The 19,243-nt window shown below is 41.0% G+C and carries 20 protein-coding genes; 18 read left to right on the forward strand and 2 right to left on the reverse strand.

What is annotated here, in order from left to right; genetic code table 11:
- The first annotated feature begins 7 nt into the window (after positions 1-7).
- From CR194_RS14455 to hisIE, 15 genes are all read left to right on the forward strand, one after another.
- Entirely contained in the window at positions 8-205 is a 198-nt protein-coding gene (locus CR194_RS14455; protein ID WP_110610385.1) for a PspC domain-containing protein, read from the forward strand.
- Entirely contained in the window at positions 205-561 is a 357-nt protein-coding gene (locus tag CR194_RS14460) for a phage holin family protein (protein WP_110610386.1), read from the forward strand. Before CR194_RS14455 ends, CR194_RS14460 begins: the two co-directional genes overlap by 1 nt.
- A gap of 206 nt (positions 562-767) precedes the next feature.
- Complete coding sequence (gene hprK, locus CR194_RS14465; protein ID WP_110610387.1) at positions 768-1,706, forward strand: HPr(Ser) kinase/phosphatase; 939 nt, start codon at positions 768-770, stop codon at positions 1,704-1,706.
- Between the two features lie 185 nt (positions 1,707-1,891).
- The gene (gene lgt / locus CR194_RS14470; protein WP_146035962.1) at positions 1,892-2,764 is read left to right on the forward strand and encodes a prolipoprotein diacylglyceryl transferase; all 873 of its coding nucleotides are present in this window, start codon (positions 1,892-1,894) and stop codon (positions 2,762-2,764) included.
- A gap of 19 nt (positions 2,765-2,783) precedes the next feature.
- The gene (locus tag CR194_RS14475) at positions 2,784-3,758 is read left to right on the forward strand and encodes a nucleoside recognition domain-containing protein (protein ID WP_110610388.1); all 975 of its coding nucleotides are present in this window, start codon (positions 2,784-2,786) and stop codon (positions 3,756-3,758) included.
- A 35-nt stretch (positions 3,759-3,793) separates the two neighbouring features.
- Positions 3,794-4,468 carry a pyrophosphatase PpaX gene (ppaX, locus tag CR194_RS14480; RefSeq protein WP_110610389.1) on the forward strand — a complete coding sequence of 225 codons (675 nt, stop codon included), beginning with the start codon at positions 3,794-3,796 and terminating at the stop codon, positions 4,466-4,468.
- Between the two features lie 15 nt (positions 4,469-4,483).
- Positions 4,484-4,996, forward strand: a complete 513-nt coding sequence (locus CR194_RS14485; protein WP_110610390.1) for an acyltransferase — start codon at positions 4,484-4,486, stop codon at positions 4,994-4,996.
- Between the two features lie 361 nt (positions 4,997-5,357).
- Complete coding sequence (locus CR194_RS14490; RefSeq protein WP_199228180.1) at positions 5,358-6,548, forward strand: ATP phosphoribosyltransferase regulatory subunit; 1,191 nt, start codon at positions 5,358-5,360, stop codon at positions 6,546-6,548.
- A complete protein-coding gene (gene hisG, locus CR194_RS14495; protein WP_110610391.1) occupies positions 6,545-7,195 on the forward strand; it encodes an ATP phosphoribosyltransferase in 651 nt (216 codons plus the stop codon). The genes CR194_RS14490 and hisG overlap by 4 nt, the downstream gene beginning before the upstream one ends.
- Positions 7,192-8,469 (forward strand): histidinol dehydrogenase, encoded by a 1,278-nt coding sequence (gene hisD / locus CR194_RS14500; protein ID WP_110610392.1) that lies wholly within the window; start codon positions 7,192-7,194, stop codon positions 8,467-8,469. Before hisG ends, hisD begins: the two co-directional genes overlap by 4 nt.
- Positions 8,462-9,055, forward strand: a complete 594-nt coding sequence (gene hisB, locus CR194_RS14505) for an imidazoleglycerol-phosphate dehydratase HisB (RefSeq protein ID WP_110610393.1) — start codon at positions 8,462-8,464, stop codon at positions 9,053-9,055. The genes hisD and hisB overlap by 8 nt, the downstream gene beginning before the upstream one ends.
- On the forward strand, positions 9,052-9,678 hold the full coding sequence (hisH, locus tag CR194_RS14510; RefSeq protein ID WP_110610394.1) for an imidazole glycerol phosphate synthase subunit HisH: 627 nt from the start codon (positions 9,052-9,054) through the stop codon (positions 9,676-9,678). Before hisB ends, hisH begins: the two co-directional genes overlap by 4 nt.
- The gene (gene hisA, locus CR194_RS14515) at positions 9,671-10,408 is read left to right on the forward strand and encodes a 1-(5-phosphoribosyl)-5-[(5-phosphoribosylamino)methylideneamino]imidazole-4-carboxamide isomerase (RefSeq protein ID WP_110610395.1); all 738 of its coding nucleotides are present in this window, start codon (positions 9,671-9,673) and stop codon (positions 10,406-10,408) included. The genes hisH and hisA overlap by 8 nt, the downstream gene beginning before the upstream one ends.
- Positions 10,408-11,166 (forward strand): imidazole glycerol phosphate synthase subunit HisF, encoded by a 759-nt coding sequence (gene hisF, locus CR194_RS14520; protein WP_110610396.1) that lies wholly within the window; start codon positions 10,408-10,410, stop codon positions 11,164-11,166. Before hisA ends, hisF begins: the two co-directional genes overlap by 1 nt.
- Positions 11,163-11,813 carry a bifunctional phosphoribosyl-AMP cyclohydrolase/phosphoribosyl-ATP diphosphatase HisIE gene (hisIE, locus tag CR194_RS14525; protein WP_110610397.1) on the forward strand — a complete coding sequence of 217 codons (651 nt, stop codon included), beginning with the start codon at positions 11,163-11,165 and terminating at the stop codon, positions 11,811-11,813. The genes hisF and hisIE overlap by 4 nt, the downstream gene beginning before the upstream one ends.
- A 213-nt stretch (positions 11,814-12,026) precedes the next feature.
- Here hisIE and CR194_RS14530 read toward each other — a convergent pair whose 3' ends face one another.
- Entirely contained in the window at positions 12,027-13,544 is a 1,518-nt protein-coding gene (locus CR194_RS14530) for a phytoene desaturase family protein (protein ID WP_110610398.1), read from the reverse strand.
- A gap of 85 nt (positions 13,545-13,629) precedes the next feature.
- Complete coding sequence (locus tag CR194_RS14535; RefSeq protein WP_158282283.1) at positions 13,630-14,187, reverse strand: methyltransferase family protein; 558 nt, start codon at positions 14,185-14,187, stop codon at positions 13,630-13,632.
- Between the two features lie 229 nt (positions 14,188-14,416).
- Here CR194_RS14535 and CR194_RS14540 point away from each other — a divergent pair, with 229 nt between their 5' ends.
- From CR194_RS14540 to CR194_RS14550, 3 genes are all read left to right on the forward strand, one after another.
- Positions 14,417-15,475 carry a tetratricopeptide repeat protein gene (locus tag CR194_RS14540; protein WP_158282284.1) on the forward strand — a complete coding sequence of 353 codons (1,059 nt, stop codon included), beginning with the start codon at positions 14,417-14,419 and terminating at the stop codon, positions 15,473-15,475.
- A 393-nt stretch (positions 15,476-15,868) separates the two neighbouring features.
- Positions 15,869-17,158 (forward strand): UDP-glucose dehydrogenase family protein, encoded by a 1,290-nt coding sequence (locus CR194_RS14545; protein WP_110610401.1) that lies wholly within the window; start codon positions 15,869-15,871, stop codon positions 17,156-17,158.
- A gap of 51 nt (positions 17,159-17,209) precedes the next feature.
- Positions 17,210-19,204, forward strand: coding sequence for a glucose-1-phosphate thymidylyltransferase (locus tag CR194_RS14550; RefSeq protein ID WP_110610402.1), 1,995 nt, complete (start codon positions 17,210-17,212; stop codon positions 19,202-19,204).
- Positions 19,205-19,243: the final 39 nt, after the last annotated feature.

The raw sequence follows: 19,243 nt of genomic DNA on the forward strand, positions 1-19,243 counted from the left end.
GGATAGGATGAACAAATTATATCGAACAACAGGTGACAGAAAATTAGCAGGTGTATGTGGGGGATTAGGCAGGTATTTCAACATTGACCCCACAATAGTTAGAATCGTGATGCTGATTCTGATTATCCCATTTAACGCAGCAATTATCCTCGCATATATTATTGGAATATTTGTGATTCCTAGTGAAGCGGAAGTGCAAAGATAATGGGCTGGCTCATACAACTAATTGTTCATGCAGTCGTACTGCTGATCATTGCAAGCTTCTTTCAAGGGTTTGAAATCGCGGGATTTGGAACGGCTTTATTGGCCAGCTTTATTTTGTCAATTGTGAACTTGATTGTAAAGCCGATTCTCGTCGTACTTACTCTTCCGGTGACTGTGATTACATTAGGATTGTTTATGTTCGTCATTAATGCCGTCACATTACTTCTCACTGCAGCGATTATGGGAAGTAGTTTCGTCATCGACGGGTTTGGTTTAGCGATTCTCGCTGCGATTATCTTTGCTATCTTAAGTGCACTGATCCACTCGTTCATCGTTGACCCTATTACAAAGCGATAGGAGACGGTTCAACACCTATGTTTAATAAGCGACAAGAATTTGCTGACTCTGAAAACTGTCCGAGGATGGTTTTCAGAGTTTTTTCGTTTGCCTAGACACCGTATTTTCACAAAAAAATAACGAATACTGATGGAATATGCTAAAATAAAGCTAATGGTTTATAGGTACGATTAGGATGCAAAGACATCCAAAGGAGGTCAAAATTAATGTCAGAAGTAACAGCGAAAGATTTAATGGAGGAGTTTAGTCTTCAACTCATAAATGATGAAGAATCTGTAACGTTTCGACCGATTCCCACAAGTGATATTTCCCGCCCAGGAATGGAAATGGCAGGGTACTTTACTTATTATCCAGCAAAAAGAATTCAATTGTTGGGGAAAACAGAAATGTCTTTCTACGAAGAACTAACAGAAGATGAAAAACATGACCGGATGGTAAGACTATGTACATACGATACCCCAGCGATCATTCTTTCAAGAGGAATGGAAGCACCTGAAAATTTGATTGAAGCGGCTAACAAAACTGGCGTACCGATTCTTTCCGCTCAAATGACAACGACAAGACTGAGTAGTCAGTTGACGACCTTTTTAGAAAGCCGTCTTGCTCCAATGACAGCGATTCACGGTGTGCTTATCGACATTTACGGAATCGGTGTCATGATTACTGGTTCAAGCGGCGTCGGTAAAAGTGAAACGGCCCTTGACCTTGTTCGACGTGGTCACCGGTTAGTTGCAGATGATTCGGTTGAGATCCGTCAAGAACACGACGGCATTCTTGTGGGGAGAGCACCTGAATTAATTAAACATCTACTTGAAATCCGCGGATTAGGGATTATTAATGTGATGACCTTATTTGGAGCAGGGGCTGTTCGTAACTACAAACGGATCGGCCTTTCAATTGACTTAGAGACTTGGGACCAAAAAAAGCAGTACGACCGTCTTGGCTTAGATGAAGAGACGATCAAAATTTTTGATACAGATTTACCTAAAATCACCTTGCCGGTTCGTCCAGGACGTAACTTAGCAGTAATTATAGAAGTGGCAGCAATGAACTTCCGGCTAAAGCGAATGGGAATCAATGCTGCTGAACAATTCTCAGAACGATTAAATACTGTGATTGAAGATGGAGACAGAGACGACTTTTAACATCTTGTGAAAGTAGGCAAACTTTTCATTAAATCTTCATAATTATGATACATTATGAAGGGATAGCTACTTGCTGTCCCTTCTATTTATTCAACAAATTTTGAAAAATTAAAGGTGTGAGGTTCTAAGTGATGAAGGAGTAATGCTTTAGAGCAGCGCAACTAAAGACAAAACGAGGTGTACATATGATTATAGGAACGATTGAACCATTGAACCCCATTGCGTTTGAGATTGGTCCCATATCGGTTTACTGGTATGGAATTTTAATTGGGTTAGGGGCTTTCTTAGGCTACTTGCTTGCGAATCACGAAGCGAAAAAACGAGGATTCCCTGAAGATATGCTAGCTGATCTACTCATGTTTGCTTTACCGGCAGCAATTATCGGAGCAAGGTTATACTATGTAATCTTCCGTTGGGAGGACTTTGCTGGTGATCCGTCACGTATCTTTGCCATTTGGGAAGGTGGTTTAGCAATTCATGGCGGACTGATTGGTGCAGTGGTAACGGGGCTTATTTTTGCGAAAATTAAAGGCTTTTCTTTTTGGAAGATTGCTGACGTAGCCGCACCTAGTATTTTATTAGGTCAGGCGATTGGCCGCTGGGGGAACTTCATGAATCAGGAAGTTTACGGTGGCGAGGTATCACGGAGCTTTTTGGAAAACATGATGTTACCCAATTTTATTATTGATCAAATGTATATTAACGGGGCGTATCATCAGCCAACTTTTCTCTACGAATCGATTTGGAATCTTCTTGGAGTCGCATTACTATTATACTTGCGACGTGTCAACCTTCGTCGCGGCGAATTGTTTATTACGTACGCGATTTGGTATTCTGTAGGCAGGTTCTTTATAGAAGGAATTCGAACAGATTACTTATTAATTTTTGGCGTGCTAAAAACAGCACAAGTAGTTTCGATTATCACCGTTATTGGCGGGATTATCTTGATTGTATACCGACGGAAAAAAGGATTAGCGAACAAGCGGTACCTTGACGACGATACACCACCGAAAAAATCAGGAAAAAAGAAATCACATGGAAATAAAAAGAAAAAATAGCTAGGAAGGAGACTGGACAATGAATACGTTAAAACAAGGTTTGAAAACCGGTCTCCTAACAACGTGGAAACTAGGAAGAATTATTTTCCCGATAACATTGATTGTCACGATGCTTAGCCAGACCGTGGTCATGGAGTGGCTGACGAGAGTGTTATCACCTTTAATGGGGTTCATCGGATTAAGCGGAGAATCTGCTATCCCGCTAGTCTTGGGCAATGTATTAAACTTATACGCGGCGATCGGGGCCATGCTGACCATGGATTTAACGGTTAAAGAGGTATTCATTCTAGCTGTTATGCTTTCTTTTTCCCATAATTTATTTGTAGAGTCAGCAGTAGCTAAACAAGTAGGATTAAGTATCTCGATCGTCCTTCTCGTAAGGATCGGTTTGGCTCTTATTTCTGCTTGGGTCATAAATTTGGTCTGGCAAGGTGGTACCGAGAAAGCTAGCTATGGCTTTGTTCCTTCAGGGGGAACGGAGAATATTGAAGGGTATGGTGCCATCGCTCTCTATGGAGTGGAGAGCGCTGTAATTGGTATTCTCCAGTTAGCGGCGATTGTGATTCCGATTATGATCTTTATTCAGGTCATGAAAGATTTAAAGTGGCTGCCCATTTTCTCCCGATGGATGACTCCATTCACGAGAATGTTAGGGATACACCCTAACACATCAACGACTCTGGCGGCAGGGTTAACCTTTGGTCTGGCATATGGAGCGGGCGTAATGATTCAAGCAGTTAAAGAAGATGGGGTTAGTAAGAAAGACCTTTATTTAGTATTCATTTTCCTAGTAGCGTGTCATGCTGTCGTCGAAGATACGCTCATATTTGCCCCATTAGGCATTCCTTTGTGGCCCTTGTTGCTTGTTCGATTAGGAGTAGCGATTTTACTGACGATTGCCGTGGCCATTGTTTGGAACCGGCTAGAGAAAAAACAGAACCAAGATTACGAAGCAGAGGAAACGCACGAAGCTTCTTATTCCCAACGATCTTAATTTCATAAGAAAAGCACTAACGGAGGTTTAAATACATGACGAAAAAAATAGATACAATTTTGTTTGATTTAGATGGAACGTTAATTAACACGATTGATTTGATAGTGGCGTCGTTTTTACACACGATGGAAACGTATTATCCTGGGGAATATAAAAAGGAAGATGTGGTCTCTTTTATTGGACCGCCGTTGTCAGAAACATTTGAAAAACTTGATCCTGCAAAAGTAGAAGACATGACGACAACGTATCGGACATTTAATCATGCACAACATGATGAGTTGGTTACAAAATACGATGGTGTGAGAGAAACGTTGGAAATATTGGCCGAAGAAGGTTATCACATGGCGATAGTGACGACAAAGAGAAGAGAAACAGCTGTGAAAGGTTTGGAATTGATGGGACTAGATCATTTCTTCACTGTTGTGATTTCCTTGGATGAAGTGACCAAGTACAAGCCTGACCCTCAGCCACTTGATAAGGCATTAGAAAAACTTGGGTCGTCAGCAGATCGAGCCGTCATGGTCGGTGATAGTGAGCACGATATTCTTGGCGGGAAAAACGCTGGGACGAAAACGGCTGGAGTTTCTTGGAGCATTAAAGGCAGAGAGCACCTTGCTTCTTATGAGCCGGATGTGATGTTGGAGAATATGACAGATTTATTGGATTATTTAGGTGTAAAGCACAACATAGATCACAAATCTTTCAGCTAGAGGCAGGTGCGTCGAATGGGGCGAAACACAGATCGTTACCCGGTTGAAGAAGCGAATTCCTTGTGGCAAGTATATAAGACGGTCCCTTTTTTCAAAGTGGTGAAGAATTTTGTCGTCATTCAGCTTGCTCGCTACACCCCTTTTTTAGGGATGAAAAATTGGTTATACCGGACTTTTTTACGAATGAAAGTAGGCGATGAAGCGGCGGTCGCACTAATGGTCATGATGGATGTCATGTTTCCTGAAAAAATATCCATCGGTAAAAACTCCGTCATTGGATATAACACAACGATTTTAGCTCATGAATATTTGATCAAAGAATATCGCCTCGGGGAGGTTCACATCGGTGACGAGGTGATGGTCGGCGCAAATACGACGATCCTTCCTGGCGTAACCATCGGAAATGGGGCAATTGTATCGGCTGGAACGCTAGTACATAAAGATGTTCCTGAAGGTTCGTTCGTTGGAGGAAATCCGATGCAACTCATTCGCACAAAAGAGCAAATGGATCAAGAAAATAAGACTTGAGAAGTGTCAGAAAATCAAATGATGACAAGATTTCTAATAAAACGTTAGCCATGGCTAGCGTTTTATTCATATCCATTGAAAGAGCTGTCTTTATAGATATTTATAGTTGACTCTCTATACATTCCCTTGTAGACTACTACTTAAGATCTTTATTGCTCTATCATATTAGCGGACTAAAGCAAAGGCGATAGTAGCCTTAACGGCGCAATATAAAATGACTCAATTAAACTGTGGCCATCGTTCTCATCTAAGGACGTAGAACGACGACCTTTACCAAGCAGTAGCTAAAATTAAGAAGAAACTGACTGATCTTATAAGGATCAGGGAAAGAAATAGAGAGAAAAGGAAAGGGGTTCATGTCATGACAAAATTATTTATGTTTGAAAAACCGCTCGGTATGAGAGACACATTGCCAGAGTTATATCAATTGAAAAGACAAGTGAAACAAGCGATCTCAACAGAAGTATCTCAATGGGGCTATGAACCGATTGAAACACCGACGTTAGAATTTTATGAAACGGTAGGTACAGCCTCGGCTATTCTTGACCAGCAGTTATTTAAATTGTTAGACCAGCAAGGCAATACGCTCGTACTTAGACCGGACATGACGGCACCTATTGCAAGAATTGCTGCCTCTACGTTAAATAAAGAAGACCGACCTTTGAGGTTAACATATGATGCGCCTGTGTTCAGAGCACAACAGCGTGAAGGAGGAAGGCCGGCTGAATTTGAACAAGTGGGGGTAGAATTGATTGGAGATCAGTCGAATAGTGCTGATGCTGAAGTGATCTCTTTAATGATGGCTTCTCTTGAAAGATCAGGAGTTCAATCCTATCAAATTGCCATTGGTCACATTGGCTTTGTAAATGCTCTACTTAAAGAAGTGCTTGGAAATGATGCTCGAACCGATCATTTTCGTCGTTACTTATACGAGAAAAACTATGTTGGATTCCGAAAAGAAGTAGAACAACTCCCTCTATCGTCCATTGATAAGAGACGACTTTACGATCTGCTTCGATTAAAAGGTGGTCCAGAAGTCATTGAAAAAGCCCGTCAGCTTGTGGAAAGTAAAGAAGGACAAGCCGCGTTAGATCAGCTAGAACAGTTGATTTCCGTATTAGACACCTATGAACTGGCCGATCAAATGATGATTGATTTAAATTTAGTGATGCACATGAGTTATTACACTGGGACAGTCTTTGAAGCATATAGCGAAGGATTAGGCTATCCCGTTGGTAGCGGCGGACGATATGACCAACTGTTGGATCAATTTGACCATCATGAACCGGCTACCGGATTTGGTCTGAGGTTAGACCGATTAACAGAAGCGATAGGCAAAGAAAAAGATGCCTTGTTAAAAGATACGTGCTTGATCTTCAGTCATGACCGTCGGAAAGAAGCCATGGAAAAAGCAAAAGAACTTCGCGGTACGGGCCAGTCTGTGGTCATGCAAGAGTTAACAGGAGTACAAAATGTTGATGCTTATTCTGCACAGTTTCAGGATGTCATTTATTATGTTGGCACCAACGGAAATGGAGGTGCATCTCAATGAGTAAAGATTTAATTACTGTTGCCATGCCTAAAGGCCGAATTTTTGAAGAAGCGGTTGAATTATTAAAAAAAGCAGACTATCCTCTTCCACCTGAATTTGAAGAGTCAAGAAAGCTGATTATTGAAGTACCTGAAGCAGGTATGAGATTTATCTTGGCGAAACCAATGGATGTTCCCACTTATGTTGAGCATGGTGTGGCAGACGTTGGGGTTGCAGGAAAAGATGTAATGATCGAAGAAAAACGTGACATTTATGAAGTCCTTGATTTGAAAATTAGTGCGTGCTATATGGCTGTAGCTTCACTGCCGTCATATAACCCAAAATCAGAAGTGGCGCCGAAAATTGCCTCGAAGTATCCAAACTTAACGAGTGAATATTTCCGTCAGCAAGGGGAGCAAGTGGAGATCATTAAACTGAACGGATCGATTGAGTTAGCACCAATTATAGGGCTTGCTGATCGAATTGTAGATATTGTTTCTACAGGGCAGACTCTTAGAGAAAACGGGCTGGTAGAATTAGAGACCATGATGCCGATCACTTCTAGATTTATCGTCAATCCCGTAAGCTATCGAACGAAATCTGCTCAAATTGATGACATGGTGGATCGGTTAGCTGAAGTGATTGCTAAAGGAGAGAATAACCAATGAACATCATACCTGTAACGAAGGATCTCTCATTAAAGCGAACAATCGATCAAGGCACGGCAGATCAACGTCAAGCAGTTTCAGAAATTTTACAGTCAGTTAGGTCAAATGGAGACGAAGCTGTTCGCCAATATACGAAGCAGTTCGATCACGTCGATCTTCAAGATACGCTCGTCACAGAGGCAGAACTGGAAGCTGCCTATGCCAGCGTAACAGAGGATATGCTAGCGATTATTCGCGAAGCGATCGAGAACATACAAGATTTTCACCAGCGGCAAGTGCAACAAACATGGATGACCACAAAGGAAGATGGAACAATTCTCGGTCAAAAAGTGACTACTCTTGATGCGGCCGGTGTCTATGTTCCGGGAGGTCGGGCAGCATATCCTTCATCGATTCTCATGAACGTCATCCCTGCACAAGTGGCAGGGGTGAAACGAATTGTCATGACTTCACCTCCACAACAAGATGGGAAGCTGTCAGACATCGTCCTCGTAACCGCTCACGAACTTGGGGTGGAAGAAATTCACAAGATTGGAGGAGCACAAGCGATTGGAGCTCTTGCCTATGGAACCGAGACGATGAAACCAGTAGATAAGATTGTAGGACCTGGGAATATTTTTGTTGCATTAGCGAAGCAACTCGTTTTCGGTACAGTGGATATTGATATGATTGCCGGACCAAGTGAAGTAGCGGTCCTCGCGGATGAAACGGGTAATCCAAGCTATATCGCTGCCGATATGCTTTCTCAAGCGGAACACGACCCTATGTCGTCGGCCGTTCTCGTTACAGACGACCGGACATTAGCGGAGGCTGTTTCTCGTGAAGTGACAGAGCAGCTGCAAACTCTACCAAAAAAAGAGATTGCGGAAGCATCGATAAACGATTTCGGAGCAATTTACTTGGCCGAATCCTTTGAAGAAGCAATCGATGCTATAAACGAATTGGCTGCCGAGCATTTGGAGATTCATGCGGCTCACCCTTGGGACGTGCTCCCGAAAATCCGCCATGCCGGGGCTATATTTTTAGGTGAATACAGTTCAGAACCGGTAGGTGACTATTTCGCAGGCCCGAATCATGTGTTGCCAACGAATGGAACGGCTCGTTTTTCCAGTCCATTAAATGTAGAAGATTTCACGAAAAAATCCAGCATTATCTCATACAGTAAGCAAGCTCTCGAGGCAAACGGCAAGAAAATTGCTGCCTTTGCACGACTTGAAGATTTAGAAGCTCATGCACGAGCTGTGGAAAAACGATTGGAGGCTGACAATGGATAAGCGACAAGCGGCAAAAACGAGGAAAACAAATGAAACGAATATCGACTTACTATTTAATATTGATGGACAGGGAAAAGCGGATTTAACAACGGACGTCCCGTTCATGACGCATATGCTGGATTTATTTACTCGTCACGGATTATTCGACTTAACGTTAACAGGAAAAGGCGATACGGAGATTGATGATCACCATACGACAGAGGATATGGGAATCGTGTTAGGTGAAGCACTGAAAGAGGCCCTCGGCGATAAGAGAGGGATTCGCCGCTACGGAAGTGCACTCGTGCCAATGGATGATGCGTTGGCTCAAGTGGTGATCGACTTAAGCAATCGTCCTCACTTTGAGTTAAAGGGAGAGATTCCGCAAGGGAAAGTAGGCACGTTCGATACAGAATTAGTAGAAGAATTTCTGTGGAAGCTTGCCCTTGAAGCGCGTATGAATTTACACGTGATTGTTCATTACGGAACGAATGCTCACCACATTATAGAAGCGATCTTCAAAGCATTAGGTCGGGCCCTTGATGAAGCGACGCAAGTAGATCCTCGAGTAGATGGAATTCCTTCTACGAAAGGAAGCTTGTCATGATAGGCATTATTGACTACGGAATGGGTAACCTTCATAGCGTAACAAAAGCGCTGGAGCGTTTAGGACATACGCCCTTTTTATCGGAAAAACCAGAAGAACTGTCTGAAGCGTCGATGCTGATCCTTCCAGGAGTGGGCTCATTCAAAGATGGAATGGAAGAATTGGCCTCTCGTGGGCTTGATACATTTATTAAACAGTGGGCAGAAGATGGCAAACCGTTGTTAGGAATTTGCCTAGGTATGCAACTTTTATTTGATGAAAGCGAAGAGAATGGACAAACAAAGGGTTTAGAGTTACTTCCAGGTAAGGTGTGCCGCTTTAAGAAAGGCGACTATAAAGTCCCACATATGGGGTGGAACCGACTGGTGTTTGAGAAACCGACTCATCCTGTTTTGAACGATGTGCCAGAAGGCCATGTTTACTTTGTTCATTCTTATTTTGTAAAGGAAAAAACACCAGAAGTGCTCGTAGCAACCGCTGATTACGGAGGAGAACGAGTCCCGGCTGTTGTCGCACAAGGATCCGTATGGGCCACGCAATTTCATCCGGAGAAGAGCAGCACTGTAGGGATGAGTATTTTAAAAAATTATTTAAATCAAGAAGGGGAGTCGAACCATGAGTGAATTTACCATATACCCAGCTATAGATATTCGCGGAGGGAAATGTGTTCGTCTTTTGCAAGGAGATTATAACCAGGAGACGGTATACGGAGACTCACCCTTTGAAATGGCTTCGAGCTTTGAAAAAAAAGGTGCTAAATGGATCCACATGGTGGATTTAGATGGAGCAAAAAAAGGTGAACCAGTCAATCATGAAGTAGTATTAAGAGCTGCTAAAGAGTTAAAAGCTCACGTACAAATTGGCGGGGGGATCCGAACACGCCAAGATGTAAAAACGTATTTAGACGGAGGCGTTGATCGAGTTATCTTAGGCAGTTCCGCGATATCAGATCCTGAATTCGTGAAAGATATGCTTAAGCAATATGGTGGCGAACGAGTGGCAATTGGCATCGATGCTCGAGACGGATATGTGGCTACACATGGCTGGTTAAATACATCCAAAGTAAAATCAGAAGAACTAGGAAAAGAGCTTGCAGAGCACGGAGCTGAAACGTTTATCATGACTGATATTTCCCGCGATGGCATGATGCAGGGACCGAATGTCCAGGCAATTGCCAGCTTAGCTGAAGCGACAGGTAAGAAAGTGATTGCATCAGGTGGGGTCAGTTCTATGGATGATGTGTTGGAACTTGAAACGCGCAGAGATTCAGGAATTTCAGGAGCGATCATAGGCAAAGCCATTTATACAGAGAAGATTCGACTAGAAGAAGCGATACGGGAGGTGCAGAGCTGATGCTGACTAAACGGATCGTTCCTTGTCTCGATGTAAAGGAAGGGCGCGTTGTGAAAGGCGTTCAATTTGTGAATTTACGTGATGCCGGTGATCCAGTAGAATTATCAACGTTTTATGATCAACAAGGTGCCGATGAATTAGTGTTTCTGGATATTTCGGCTTCTCATGAAGGTCGGGAAACCATGGTCGATGTGGTTGAAGAAGTGGCGGGGACGTTAGCGATTCCCTTTACTGTTGGTGGAGGAATTAATACGTTAGAAGACATGAAACGAATCCTGCGCGCCGGTGCAGACAAAGTGTCTTTAAACACGGCAGCTGTCAACCGCCCACAACTCATCCGCGAAGGAGCGGATTTCTTCGGATCTCAATGCATTGTTGTAGCCATTGACGCGAAATGGGATGATACCCTTGATTCTTGGCGTGTTTATACTCATGGTGGAAGAAAGGCAACGGATTGGGAAGTGGTGGCATGGGCGAAGGAAATCGTCAAACAAGGAGCAGGTGAAATCCTTCTTACTAGCATGGATGAAGACGGAGAAAAAGCAGGTTTTGCTATATCTTTAACCAAAACAATTAGTGAAGCGGTCTCTGTACCTGTGATTGCTTCAGGAGGTGCTGGTAATCAAGAGCATTTTCATGAGGTGTTTACGGAAGGAAAAGCCGATGCTGCCCTCGCTGCATCGATCTTTCACTATCGTGAAACTTCCGTTGCAGAAGTGAAAACGTATTTAAAAGAAAAGGGGCTGGAAATCAGATGAATATCAATCAACTATCCTTCGACGAGCGAGGATTAATTCCAGCAATCGTGCAGGATCAACAATCAAAGCAAGTATTAACCCTTGCTTACATGAATGAAGAATCATTAACGAAAACGATCGAATCGGAAGAAACTTGGTTCTACAGTCGTTCCCGCCAAGAACTTTGGCATAAAGGAGCTACCTCAGGCAATACCCAGAAAGTAACGGAGATCCGTTTTGACTGTGATCAGGATGCTCTCGTCGTATTGGTGGATCCACAAGGTCCCGCTTGTCATAAAGGGGATTACAGCTGTTTTTCTGATACATTATGGGCAAAACAAGGTGCTTCTTCTGATGGAGCGAGAAACGACAATCGATTCGCGATCATTGAAGAACTGGAACAAGTTATTGCGACTCGGGAAGCGGAGCGACCTGAAGGAGCTTATACGACTTACTTATTTGAAGAAGGGGTCGATAAGATCTTGAAAAAAGTAGGCGAAGAAGCGTCTGAAGTGATTATCGCTGCTAAAAACCGTGACAAAGAAGAATTAACGTGGGAAAGTGCAGATTTACTTTACCACTGGCTCGTGCTGTTACGTGAACAAAGTCTGTCATTGGATGACGTGCTAAATCGGTTAGCCGATCGCCATGCAGGGAAAAAAGGGTAAATCTTTATTAGGGGCTGTCTAATAAGTCGATAAACAATCGACCTAAAGGCAGCTCTTTTTGTGAAGTCTTTTAAATATAAGCAGCGTGACCCAACAGATCAGGACGAAAACGAGAGGAATCATGAGGAAAAAATGACTCATAAGCAAATATAATAAAAAGAGATTGTCACCAAAAATATTGCTTTTGGGACAACCTCTTAATTTCACCTTATTTTATCCATTCTTCGCTTGCAACTCTGCTTCTTCATCATGCTTTTTAATTAAATCCGCGGTTAACTGGCCGGATAAAGTAACCATCGGAACACCTCCGCCTGGGTGAGTAGAGCCTCCTGTGAAATAGAGATTCTCATACAATGAGCTTTGGGCAGGAATTTTAAAGCCACCGTTCGTGCTTTTATTAGCTGCAATCCCGTAAATAGAACCACCGTTCGATCCGTATAGATCTTCGATTGTGTCTGGTGTGAACACATATTCGAATTCGATCGAATCACGCAATCCCTCCATGCCCATACGTTCTAATTTATTCAACACGACGTCTCGGTAAGCATCCCAATCTCCATCTTTTTTCATGGCAGTTTTAGGTGGGACATGAGTGAGAACGAATAAATTTTCTTTTCCTTCGGGAGCCTGGCCTGGATCTGATTTAGAAGAGACCCCGATATATACAGTCGGATCGTCTGCTGGAATTCCTTTATCATAAATTTGTTTGAATTCGCGTTCAGGATCTTCTGAGAAAAAGAAGTTGTGATGTTTCAAGTCCTTGAATTGTTTATTTACACCAAGCAAAAGAACAAGTCCTGACACGGTTGGCTCATACGTTTTAGATAACTGCTTTACTTCTTTTTTGGTTTTTGAGTTTTGTGGAACTAGCGCTTTATAAGCTGGGATCGCTTCTAAGTTAGAGACAACCACATCCGCCTCATACACATCACCATTTTCAGTGACGACACCTTTTGCTTTGCCCTCTTCAATGACTACATGGGAGACTGGGGTATCTGTTAAGACCTCCGCTCTCAATTCATCGAGAACTTCTTGCATCCCTTTAGCGATGTTATACATACCGCCTTTAACATAGAAAATACCAAGTCCAAGTTGAACATAAACTAACTGATTTAAAATGGCTGGGGCTTGGTAGGGGTTGGATCCTACATACATGACAAAAAAGTTAAATAATTGTTCTAAATGCTTGTTGTTAAAGTGTTTTTTAGTACCTTCAGCTACGGTATGGAAAGGATCCATCGACAGAAGTTCTTTTAAGTTATGCTGAGTTCGTAATTCTTTTAATCCTGAAATGCTCGATTTATAAAAGCTTTTCATACATACTTCATACATTTCTTGCGAATAGGAGAGAAACTTCATCAACGACGCATCGGGATTAGGTTTAACTTTTTTCATTTCAGCTAGCATATCCGGAATATCAGACAAGACATCCATCGAAGTGCCATCTTCAAAAAAAGTTCGCCATTGTGGTTCGATCCGTTCTATTTGAACGTAGTCATCTAATTTTCGATGAACACTTTCGAATAACTGTTCAAGGACCCAAGGCATCGTTAAGATGGATGGCCCTGTATCAAAAGAATATCCTTTTCCAGACCTGATATTTAACTTCCCACCGATTCTTTCGTTCTTTTCCAACACAGTCACATCATAGCCGTCTCCAGCCAAACGAATAGCAGCAGACAGACCCCCTAAACCGGCTCCAATGACAACAGCTTTCTTTTTCTCTAACATACACTGCACCTCCACTTTGCATTTATAAAACTTTTATTGTGACAATCACTGCCCCAAACGTAATGATTTAAAATAAGGGGAATGATTAATAAATAAATGGAATGAGCTTATTACGAGTTTCTGCCCACTTTTCATAATCTTTTCCAAAAGAAGCTACAAGCATTTCTTCTTCAAGACGTATTCGTTTTAGTAGGAAAGGCATAAAAAGGAAAAATGTAAGAAATAGCCCAATCATGCTTCCTGTATAAAAACTAATTCCTACTAGGGCACTTAATAAACCTGTGTAAAGGGGATGCCTCAGCACTCGAAAAGGACCAGTTCCGATAATTTCGTCGTCTCCCGTCACATTTACGTCTCTAGTAAATTGCTTTCCTAATTTCAGCATTCCCCAATAACGAAGAATGACACCGACAGCGTAGAAGATGATGCCTGTCCATAAAAGCAATTGGGAATTGAAAGTAAGAAAGGCTAGTTCCCTTGAAAAGACGGACGCTGTGATGACGGCCAGAACAGAAAGCAAGATTCCAGGAAATGTTGATGTATCCGTGGATTTTTTGTCTTTAACGCGACGGTTTTTGAAAAACACGAATTCTCCCAGCCAAACAATGGTGATGATGATAAATAGAATATCGATAATAGCCACTCTCTGACCTCCGTCCATCAGAATTCATAATTCGGTATATTCCCTATACCCTATAAATAGGATGGATAACCGTTAAAAGTGGAATGATTAGGAGAATTACCCCCTGTTTGTTTAGACGATCCATTGTTCACGAAATCCAAGCGTGTTATACTGCTTCTATGTGTAAACTGTTTTGACCTGCTAAGATCAATTATTTGTTATCAAGTGAATGAAATGGAGGCATATATTGATGCCAAATTTAAGAACATCAGAAAAAAAAGGCCAAGTCATTCCATTTATGCAGGATGGCGGCTATTTCTATAAAAAAGGAATCGAAGCATATCAAGATAAGCAAGTGGATCGTGCCACGTCATACTTCGAAAGAGCCATTCGACTTGAACCTGACGAACCTGTATTTATGTGTCAGTTGGCGATTGTGCTGTCTGAAGAAGGAAACTATGAAGCGTCGAATGAGTGGCTCAATAAAATAAAAGATGAAGTGGACCCATCTATGAGTGAATGTTATTTCTTTATGGCTAATAACATGGCTCATCTTGGTGAATTAGAAGCAGCTAAAAGATATATAGAACAATATTTAGAGATGGATGAAGAAGGAGAATTTGCCGAGGATGCAGAGTCTCTTCTATCTATGGTAAGTAATCAGGTGGACCAAGAAGCCTCTTTTGAAGACGAGTTAAATAGTGCAACAACTGATAAGAAAATCAATTTTCATATCATTAGTTTGTTGAACAGCGGGGATTACCCAGAAGCTGAACAGGAAGCTAGGAAACTCATTGCAGAAGATCCTGAACGTTGGAATGTGTATGTTTATTTAGCGGAAGCTTTGATGTATCAGGGTCAATCTGATGAAGCGGGCGCTATTTTGCGAGACCTGCTATTAAAAGATGAGCCTAACTTTTTGGCTCAATGTCAAATGACAGTTCTCCTTCATCATACGAAGGATCCTCAAGCCTCTGTATGGATTGAGAATTTAGTGGATGTAAGACCAATGAATGATTGGAACAGTTATTTTCTAGCACGGAGCTTGTCCTTTCTAGGAGAATACCGTACAGCTTTCGCTTGGTACGATAAACTGTTAAAACGGCCTTCTTTCCCGAAATTGCCACAACTTTATCATCAGAAAGCAGTCCTTGCTTGGCACTGCGGACATAGCGGAGTAGCTAAAGAATGCTGGAAAAAGGTTAAAAGAGAGGATCCTGATAAAAAAGAATTAGCGAGTGATTGCCTGAAAGAACTAGAGGAAGACTCTCGCCCTTCAGCAGACATGAAACAGTTTCTTTATCGATAGATTTATGAGTAAAGAGTGTTGATTTAGAAAATGTTTGTCCCCGCCCGATGAGTGGTGCGATGTGGAAAACTTTTTATCTGTATGGATTATCCTTTTATCTAGTAGAAATTAAAGAGATCTGACTTGAGCGAATCTTCTCGAGTTAGGTCCTTTTTTCTTATGTATATCCCCTTGCTTATGACTTGAAAATAAAAAAGGCGTGTTCCCCCTATTCTTGAGGAGGAACACGCCTTTTTTAATAGGGGACAAATAAATCGATATAAATCAATATTTCTCAATTCACTCTTCATTCTAATGAATATTAACTAGAACAACACAGTTATCCGCCGTTTCCAATCATTAATAGAGTCATATAGTATAAGCAGATTGATTGAAGGTGGGGTGATCATTTTAATGAATGTTTTATTTATAGGTATGGGTTATGTAGGAACTACGATGGGCCTTGTATTAGCAAATAAAGGACATACCGTTACCGGATTGGATATAAACAAAGAAAAGATCGATACATTAAACAAGGGCGAAGTGTATTTTTATGAACCTGGTTTGCAAGAAATGTTGGCGACTGAACTCAATAAAAGGATCTTTTTCACAACGAATGCAAAGGAAGCGGTAGAGGAGAACGATCTTATTTTTATTACTGTTGGTACCCCTTCCCTTGATGACGGTAGTGCGGACCTGATTTATGTAAAAGAGGCTGCAAAGTTAATTAGAAAATATAGGAATTCTGAGAAGGTTGTTATTGTGAAAAGTACTGTTCCAATCGGTACGACAGAAAAGGTTCATGAATGGATCAATCAGAATGGGGATAAAAAACCATTAGTTAAAACTGTGATGAATCCAGAGTTTTTAAGGGAAGGCAGTGCGTTAGACGATGCTCTCAACCCCGATCGAATTGTGATTGGCAGTAACGATGTCCACGCAGCGAGTCAAATGAATAAACTCTATCAAAATTGGTCGTGTCCATTTTTACACACCACTCCTAAAGCTGCTGAAATGATTAAATATGCTTCCAATTCCTTTTTAGCAACGAAAATTTCTTTTATAAATGAAATAGCTAAGTTGTGCGACACGATAGACGTGAATATCCAAGACGTTTCCAAGGGAATGGGTCTTGATGATCGAATTGGACCACAATTTTTACAAGCTGGCTTAGGTTACGGGGGATCTTGCTTTCCTAAGGATGTAAGAGAATTATTGGTTACTGCAGATCAAAATCAGATGCCATTAGAAATTTTGAAAAAAGTTGATGAAGTAAACAAAAACCAAGCGAATTACTTCATTGGAAAAATTAAAAAACGTATTCCTTCATTAAAAAAGAAAAAAGTCGTCGTATACGGATTATCATTCAAACCTAATACGGACGATATTCGAGAATCTGTCTCCTATTCCATTTTGGAACAACTGATTGAAGAAAAAGCCGAGATCGTTGTCCACGATCCAATTGTGAAGCTTTCGTCGCAATGGTTAAACAAGGGGGTCGTACAATGCGATGACGCTTATGAAGCGGCTAAGTGTGCTGAAGTCATATTAATTTGTACAGATTGGAACCATTATAAAAACCTTGATTGGTTAAAGGTACGCAATGTAGTTTCTAACCCTGTTATTTTTGATGGGAGAAATACACTAAACGGAGAAGACATTAAAAAATATCAATTTCATTATGAAGGGATTGGGTTCTGTTGACGGGACACATTCCTCATATATGCCCCATTTAATATAAAAGGAGAGAAAAAAATGAAAGGTTTAATTCTAGCTGCAGGAAAAGGAAAAAGGTTAAGGCCTTTTTCTTTTAGTAAACCTAAACCATTATTACCTGTTGCTAATCAACCAGTGATCCTTTATGGAATAGACCATTTAGTTCATTTAGGGATTAGCGAAATCGGAATAGTCATTCAAGAAGAACAAAAAGAGATCTTTAAAACAACGTTGAAACGAAAGTACGACAAAAATATCAACATCACCTATATTTATCAAAAAGAACAAAAAGGAATTTCTCACGCGGTTCAACAAGCTGAGTCATTTATTAACAATGATTCCTTCGTTTTGTTGTTAGGAGATAATCTAATCTGTGAACCTTTGAACCTGTTAATGGAAGAGTTCAACAAAGAAGGAGTTCATAGTACGGTATTAGTAACGGAAGTAAACAAGCCGAAAGATTATGGCATTGCAGAAATAATAAATAATAAGATTATTCATATTGAAGAAAAGCCAGCGAACCCAAAGTCTAATCTAGCTGTGATAGGGGCTTATATATTTGACTCTAACATATTCAAAGCGATCCAATCTATTGCGCCATCTTCGAGAGGAGAATATGAAATTACCGATGCAATTCAATGGTTGATAGATCATGATTATCATGTTAATTATATTAAAACTGACCAACCGACTTCTGATGTAGGAAATGTGGAAAGGTGGTTGGAAGCGAACCGATGGATGCTTCAGCGGCATAGCGAGGAAGGAGAACTTGATCTTAATGAGAACGTGCAAAATTCATTAATCATTCCTCCTGTAAAAATAGGAGACGAATGTAGAATAAAAGACGCTGTCTTAGGTCCTTATGTCTCTATAGGTTCAAATACGACGATAGAAAAATGTTCGATTAAAAATAGCATTATATTAAAAGACTCAAAAATAAAAAATATTCCTTTCGATATTTCGGATAGTATATTTGGGGAAGAGACAAGACTTGAGAAAAAAGGCAAATCTGATAGTACCTTTCGAGGAATACTAGGCGACCAATCTTCTATCCTCTTACCAAGTAGTTCTCTTGCTACTGAAAAGGATCATAGAGAGAAGAGAAGGGCTCTCGTTACAGGATGCGCGGGGTTTATTGGTTCTACACTTACTGAACATTTATTAAAACAAGGATATGTCGTAACTGGAGTTGACTGCTTTACAAATAACTATGATCAATCGATAAAACAGCATAATATTAGTCGATTCAAACATGATAAAAATTTTAAATGGATCGAGGAAAATTTAGTAGATATCGATCTTAAAGACCTTATCAAAAAGCAAGATTATGTATTTCACCAAGCGGCATTACCAGGAGTCAGGAAAAGCTGGGGGGATGAGTTTTTTGAGTATGTGAACCTTAACATTTACGCCACTCAAAAATTACTTGAAGCTGTTCGTGATAGTGAAGTAAAGAAAATGATTTACGCTTCTTCTTCTTCTATTTACGGAACGATGAACGGGCCTACACTAGAGGATAAAATACCCGCACCTTTTTCTCCTTATGGCGTCACAAAATTATCTGCAGAACATTTATGTCAATTATATTATCGAAACTATGGTATTCCCGTAGTATCATTAAGATATTTCACTGTGTTCGGCCCACGGCAAAGGCCTGACATGGCCATTCACCGGTTTATTAAAAATATAATAGAAGAAAAGCCAATAACTGTCTACGGGCAAGGAAATCAGACGAGAGATTTCACATATATTAGTGATGTGATCGATGCGAATATGAGAGCGCTGGAACTGGGGGGACCAGGTGAAGTCTATAATGTCGGAGGGGGAACAAAGATTGCCTTGTTGGATTTGATCGAAATGATTGAAAGAGTCACAGGTAAAAAAGCAAAAATTGTTTTCAATTCTAAACAACCGGGGGATGCTGAACACACTTGGGCAGATATCACCAAAGCACAAAATGAACTGCAATATAACCCAGCGTACTCTTTGGAAAAAGGTTTATATAAACAACTTTCTCATATACGTTCGCTGTAAAATTTATAATATTTAAAAGGACAAAGAGGATTGGCTGTT

It is taken from the genome of Salipaludibacillus keqinensis (genome assembly GCF_003226325.1).
GTDB classification, from domain to species: domain Bacteria; phylum Bacillota; class Bacilli; order Bacillales; family Salisediminibacteriaceae; genus Salipaludibacillus; species Salipaludibacillus keqinensis.